Origin of the sequence: Aeromonas finlandensis (genome assembly GCF_000764645.1) — a bacterium.
Classification (GTDB): domain Bacteria; phylum Pseudomonadota; class Gammaproteobacteria; order Enterobacterales; family Aeromonadaceae; genus Aeromonas; species Aeromonas finlandensis.
On the sequence record NZ_JRGK01000058.1, the window covers coordinates 1 to 5,996 of the forward strand.

General features: G+C 49.4%; 5 protein-coding genes and 1 tRNA gene. 4 read left to right on the forward strand and 2 right to left on the reverse strand.

Annotated features, from left to right (window positions below; translation table 11 throughout):
* The coding region (locus LD28_RS0107720; RefSeq protein WP_033136406.1) for a TetR/AcrR family transcriptional regulator at positions 1-390 on the reverse strand (390 nt) is incomplete at its 3' end.
* A gap of 470 nt (positions 391-860) precedes the next feature.
* On the opposite strand from LD28_RS0107720, the gene LD28_RS0107725 reads away from it, so the two are divergent.
* The 4 genes from LD28_RS0107725 (at position 861) to repC (ending at position 4,096) form a co-directional block, all read left to right on the forward strand.
* Positions 861-1,601 carry a phosphatase gene (locus tag LD28_RS0107725; RefSeq protein WP_033136407.1) on the forward strand — a complete coding sequence of 247 codons (741 nt, stop codon included), beginning with the start codon at positions 861-863 and terminating at the stop codon, positions 1,599-1,601.
* 86 nt (positions 1,602-1,687) lie between these two features.
* Positions 1,688-1,763: transfer RNA gene (locus tag LD28_RS0107730), tRNA-Thr, on the forward strand.
* A gap of 640 nt (positions 1,764-2,403) precedes the next feature.
* Positions 2,404-3,270 carry a helicase RepA family protein gene (locus tag LD28_RS0107735; RefSeq protein WP_033136408.1) on the forward strand — a complete coding sequence of 289 codons (867 nt, stop codon included), beginning with the start codon at positions 2,404-2,406 and terminating at the stop codon, positions 3,268-3,270.
* A complete protein-coding gene (gene repC / locus LD28_RS0107740; protein ID WP_033136409.1) occupies positions 3,260-4,096 on the forward strand; it encodes a replication protein C, IncQ-type in 837 nt (278 codons plus the stop codon). The genes LD28_RS0107735 and repC overlap by 11 nt, the downstream gene beginning before the upstream one ends.
* Before the next feature lie 211 nt (positions 4,097-4,307).
* Here the strand turns inward: repC and LD28_RS22190 are convergent, their stop codons facing one another.
* On the reverse strand, positions 4,308-5,138 hold the full coding sequence (locus tag LD28_RS22190; protein ID WP_156120143.1) for a hypothetical protein: 831 nt from the start codon (positions 5,136-5,138) through the stop codon (positions 4,308-4,310).
* Positions 5,139-5,996: the final 858 nt, after the last annotated feature.

Below are 5,996 nucleotides of genomic sequence, written 5' to 3' on the forward strand. Positions count from 1 at the left end.
GTGGGCGGTGATAAAGCGGCGCAGGTGGCCCTGGCTGTCGATATAGCCGCGTCCCAACAGCTGCATGAAGATGGCCGGACCGTTGGCCCGCACCGCCGAGAGTTTCATCAGCGGTTCGACAAAGCTTTCAAACAGTTGCAGCAGAGTAAGCTGTTCCTGCTCCATCAGCACCCGCAGGCGGGCATCGAGATCGGGCATGAACAGGCTCATGTAGCGGTCGAGCACCGCCTGGATCAGCTCCTTCTTGGAGCCGAAGTGATAGTTCACCGACGCCAGATTGACGTCGGCCTCACTGGTGATCAGACGCAAAGAGGTATCGGCGAATCCCCGCTCGGCAAACAGCACTTCAGCGGCGTCGAGAATACGGTTTTTGGTATCGATTTTACTCACTGGACACCTCACTTAAACGAATGTTTAAAAAGTACGTTTCATAACGTGAAGTGTCAAGAGAATGTGAAAGAGTGTTAGCGGAATGTTTTTCGATGAAAAAAGCAAAGTAGGCGGAACTTAGTCAAAAAGCGGGACTCTATATCTATGCCACTGCAATTAAACATTAAGTCTCGCCCAACCTGCACCATGCTAGTTGGGCCTTTTTTTTGCGTTTTTGTTACCGGATCGTTGTTCGCAGGCAAAAAAAACCGCCGCAGGGCGCGACGGTGGGGAAAGTGAGTTTGCATCATCCTGACGGCAAACTGTCGATGCGAGTTCAGGCAGGTATCGACGGGGGCAGTATGCCAGCCAGAGGCCCTCAGACTATGTCAGCTTCGCGGTATTTTGTGACAAAGTGTGGCAAGCACTGACGTGGCCCAAGTTGCCGCTCTTTGTTATGCTGCACCCCTAATATCTAAAGGGGAGAGAAGATGAAGTACCCGGTCGATACCCACACTCACACCATTGCCAGCACCCACGCCTACAGCACCATCCACGACTATCTGCCGATAGCTAAAGCCAAGGGCATCAAGCTGTTTGCCACCACGGATCACGGGCCCGAGATGGCGGATGCCCCTCATGTCTGGCACTTTGCCAACTTGCCAATACTGCCAAGAGTGGTGGATGGCGTCGGGATCCTGCGGGGTATCGAGGCCAACATCAAAAACCTGGAGGGGGAGATAGACTTCCCGGAACGTTACGAGTCACGCCTCGACATGATCATGGCGGGCTTTCATGAACAGGTATTCCCTCCCTGCGATCAGGCTGCTCATACCCAGGCGATGATCAACGCCATCAAGAGCGGGCGGGTCGACATGATCAGCCACCCGGGCAACCCCTCATTTCCCATCGACATTCAGGCGGTGGTCAAGGCGGCTGCGGACTATCGGGTGGCGCTCGAGATCAACAACTCCTCGTTCATTCATTCGCGCCCGGGTAGTGAAGGTAACTGCCGCGCCATCGTGGAGGCCGCGCGAGATCTGGGGGCCTATCTCACCTTCGGCTCCGATTCCCACGTCGCCTTCAGCCTCGGCGATTTTGACCACTGTCACCGTCTGGTGACGGAAGCCGGTTTCCCGCAAGAGCGGATCCTGGTGCGCTCCCCCCGTGCCCTGCTCGAATTTCTCGAAAGCCGCGGCCGTGCCCATATTCCCGAGTTCGCAGATCTCTAGGCACGCTAACACCATGAGCCAACTCATAAAATCGAGTTGGCTCGATTGACTTGCCAGCCATTTTTCAGGAATGTGGATAACAACAAGCCGGTATAGCTCAGTTGGTAGAGCAGCGCATTCGTAATGCGAAGGTCGCAGGTTCGACTCCTGTTTCCGGCACCAAATTTTATCAACTAAAACAGTGGTTTACGTGTTGCAATTTGATGCGTTACTGAGCGTTGGAATGCAGCATTTAGCTTATCCAGTGTGGCAAAATTGTGGCATGCCACACTGGCCTGATAGCAGCGAATGACGCTTGCCAGTGCATGACATAGCAAAACACTGCTGGTAGACTTCATTTCGTCACGTAACATCGGACGACAGGCACTAATTCTTTATACCCTCAAGGCCGGGCACGGTGCCGCTCAGGTCAATTACCGATTAGCTAACCGGCACAGCTATTCGATGACCCTTGCCGCCTTGATGGGTTATGACCATGAAACAAACCTCTATTACCACTTCCAGCGTGGTACTTTTGACTGTTGAGCAATTGGCTCTCTGTCTGCATAAATCCGTTGCTAGCATCCGTAGTGACGCGACTCGCAACCCTTGTTCACTTCCCCCAATCTGCCGTTTACCAGGAACCAAGCGTTTGCTCTGGCGTGCTGAAGATGTTGAGCTTTGGCTTGCTGAACATGTCATTAGCCAAGGTTTGGATGACCGAGCTGTTAAATCGGCAGATATGCCTCGGCGTGGCCGGCCAACCAAAGCCGAGCAGCTAGCACGACAAAAGTCACAGAATTCAAACGCTAAGAGGTAAGCCATGGCTCTTGACCTACTAGCTGCGTTTGAACAGGAGCCGCCGGCTCTAGACTTCATATGGTCTGGATTTTTGGCCGGTACCGTGGGAGCACTGATCGCACCAGGAGCAACAGGTAAAAGTTTTTGGGCATTGCAGGCCGCAATGGCTGTGGCTTGCAAAGAGTCTGATGGCGATCTGTTGCAACTACGCCCGACCCGTTCGGGCCGAGTGATCTATATGGCTGGTGAAGATCCGGCTGCAGTGCTTACTCATCGCGTCCATGCGCTTGGCAAACATCTATCGCCCAACGCGAGGGCCTCTATTGCCACAAACCTCGCATTGGAACCGATGATGGGGGTGAGTTTAGATCTGATGAATCCGGACTGTTTTCAGGCTCTGCTGCAGAAGGTAGATGGATATCGCCTTGTTGTTCTCGACACCCTCAGCCGTATGCATCAGATGGATGAAAATAGTAACGGAGACATGTCCCAGCTGATTACCCGACTTGAGTCGCTGGCCGCAAATACGGGGGCTGCGGTGCTCTATTTACATCACGCCAGCAAGGGGAGCGCGAGGGATGGCAGTCTTGATCAGCAGCAGGCAGCCAGAGGCGCATCAGCGTTGATTGATAACATCCGATGGTGTGGTTACATCGTGCGGATGGGGGAAGAAGAAGCAAACCAGCTAACCGAGATTCAACGCGGTAGTACACCCATCGGAAATTCTCGACGCAGTGCGTTTGTGCGCTTTGGGGTATCCAAGCAGAACTATGGCACTGCGATCAAAGATCAATGGTTTGAACGCCAGGAAGGGGGCGTATTACATCCGGTACAACTCATGGAACCTCCTCAGGCGCGAGAGCGAAGGAGGTTTGCTCATGGCTATTGAACTTACCCACGCGCGCCATGATCCGATGCACTGCCTTGCTCCTGGTCTATTCCGCAGTTTAAAGCGAGGGGAGAGAAAGAAGCTAAAGCTGGATGTGACGTATAGCTATGGACAGAACCAAAGCGCTCGTTTTATTGGTTTTGAGCCGTTAGGGGCTGATGATATGCGGCTGCTACAAGGGCTGGTTGCTCTATCCGGTCCCAAGGGCTTGATTCTGACCTCTGCGCCATCAGCAGCTATTCCTAAGCGACTTCGTTTGGCCTTGGCATCTGAGTTTGATAGTGCGGACTGCCGTTGCTTGGTGGTGCAGTCTCGTATCACTCAGCTACTGGAAGAGATTGGTCTATGCAAAAGCGGCAGAAACCTTAAAACCCTAAAAGCTAGCCTGATCAGGATGTCCAATGTCACCGTTGTCATTCAAGGCGACTCTCGCTGTGCATCTTTCCACCTGATGAGCCATCTCTTTGATGAGGATGATAACGCGCTATACATCTGCTTGAACCCACAGATTGCAGAAGCCGTTCTCGGTGGGCGGCCACATGCTCGCATCGATATGAATGAAGTGCGTAGCCTCAAGAGCGATCCTGCTCGATTGATCCATCAACGCCTATGCGGGTGGATCGATCCTGGCAAATCAGGACGCGCGTCCTTGGATACTCTGTGCAATTACATCTGGCCGGATCCTGCGATTGCTGATGCGATGAGAAAGCGCCAGCAGATTGCCCGTAGAGCCGTGGGTGAGCTGTTTACGATAGGTTGGTTGGTAACTGAATATCGAAAAGACATGTGGGAGATCCGTAGGCCACGGAACAAATCTTTGGAGTAATTTCAGTGCACTATCATTCCCGAACTGGTGCACTAACGTTCCCAACTGGTGCACTTTCATTCCCAGGGATTGGTCTTAAAATCTATTAAAAACATGTGGTTAAGGTATTTTTGGTAAAGTGATCCAAGATTATCCATAAGATAATCCACTAGACACAGGCCCTTGCAGCCCTTTGGGCAGGTTGCAAAGGCCATTCATGTTTTGATTGGAGTTAATTTGGAGTCGTAGAGCGGTTGCATGTCGGTGACTTTTTACTCTTTGGTTCAGTAGGGGGGATAGAGGCACTAACAATCTGATCATGACGCAGATAGATCGTGCCATATTGCTCAGTCCAGAATGTACATTGAGTGGCATTGCAAATAATTCGCAACGCGGATATTTCTTCTGGGATACCCGCATACTTGATGCAATGAGCCGCTGGAAATTCATTTTTTTGCATCATGCCTATTTGGGTATCAGCCTCATTTTTTCCATTGCTGTAACTGTAGATCGTGAGCAGGAATATTATTACGCCACTACCAATAAAGTAACTGTATTGGATAAGTAGGGTGAAGAGCTTGTCGAGCAAACTTTCCCATCTTGACGCTTCGTGTGGTTTTATTGCATTTTTTGTAAGCCGTTTGAATGTAGAACTCTGTCGTATGGCATCATCAACCCTAAGCATTTTTTCTTGATGCCAGCTGTATAGTTTTTTTAATAGCTCAGAGGTTAATGCGGCAATGACCAATAGAGCTAGAACCAATACGAAGCCTGCAAGTGGGTAAGTTATATATGGTGCTATATTTGTAACTAGTGCGATAGTACCAACTAATAAATTTTGTTCTGTTGAAAGTGGAAATTCGCTGCTATCAACATGAAAAACACTAACGTATCCCATATGCCATGCCATACCGAAAAGGTAGATACAAGCTGTTGCGAGTGGGAGCAAGGCCAGGGCAATTTGTACCCAGACTAACGTCTGTTCGGGGGCTCTAGTTGGAGGGGTCTTCTTCTGTCTGGCTTGTTGGCGGTATTGTTGCCGCAATTCGGTACGCTGATTCATCTGTGCCTCAAGCATTAAGGTTTACGCAATATCGTATGGATTCCAGCTTCACTTGACAATCATCAGCATGAGCAAATGAGCCTACAATTGCTCTTTCACTTTAACTGCTCTTCTGTTGTCAGAATTTTGGATACCCCCATGCTGGCGGCATAGCTGATTTTGTGGCAATAGATGGGGCTAGATGCCGGTGAGGGCGCCAGTCTTGAGGAATCTTTTCCCTTGGCGTTCCATCCTGATCATTCAACTCTAATCTGTAAAGTGTATGGATGCGGGATGGAAAGTGAGTGGAAGAGGTGGGTAAACCTATTGAAAAGAATAGGTTTTCTCTTTGGCTATCCTGTCCGCAGATGATTTGTATGATTTCCCTTGTTGGTGATGCATGCTTTCCTTCATGATTACAAGGCTGAATTGCGGGCAGGATGTGTGAAGTAGGCCCACCGGCAAGCCGGAGTCGCCTCTTCACTGTCCTGTATTCGCATCGTGGATGCTCAATTGTGTAGCTGAGCATTTGATGGCTTAGATTTAAATAAGTTAAAGCGGTGCAAGGCTGTTATATGATCGGCTCTTTATATCAAAGAGGATAATTTTGAATAAAAATCACCATGGTTTTGTTAGAGTTTTGACTAAGCAAGAGTTGAATAAATTGCGAGAGGACATGAATAAATCAAGTATGTTGATGAGGAAATCTATAAAAGATAGAAAAAACAACTATGAACTCTAATCTAATTTTATGGATTAAAAGGCATCTTTTTTTATTAAATGCCTTTTAATCACTGGCTCACTATCGGTTGTGTTGTTGGTAACAATTAGTTAGATGAAGATAAGCATACACTGGTACCATTGACATTGATATCAATC

What these genes read in the sequence shown, in the direction of transcription:
- LD28_RS0107725 (WP_033136407.1), top strand. Translation starts at nt 861, where the DNA reads ATGAAGTACCCGGTCGATACCCACACTCACACCATTGCCAGCACCCAC.
- LD28_RS0107735 (WP_033136408.1), top strand. Translation starts at nt 2,404, where the DNA reads ATGGCTCTTGACCTACTAGCTGCGTTTGAACAGGAGCCGCCGGCTCTA.
- repC (WP_033136409.1), top strand. Translation starts at nt 3,260, where the DNA reads ATGGCTATTGAACTTACCCACGCGCGCCATGATCCGATGCACTGCCTT.
- LD28_RS22190 (WP_156120143.1), bottom strand. Translation starts at nt 5,138, where the DNA reads ATGAATCAGCGTACCGAATTGCGGCAACAATACCGCCAACAAGCCAGA.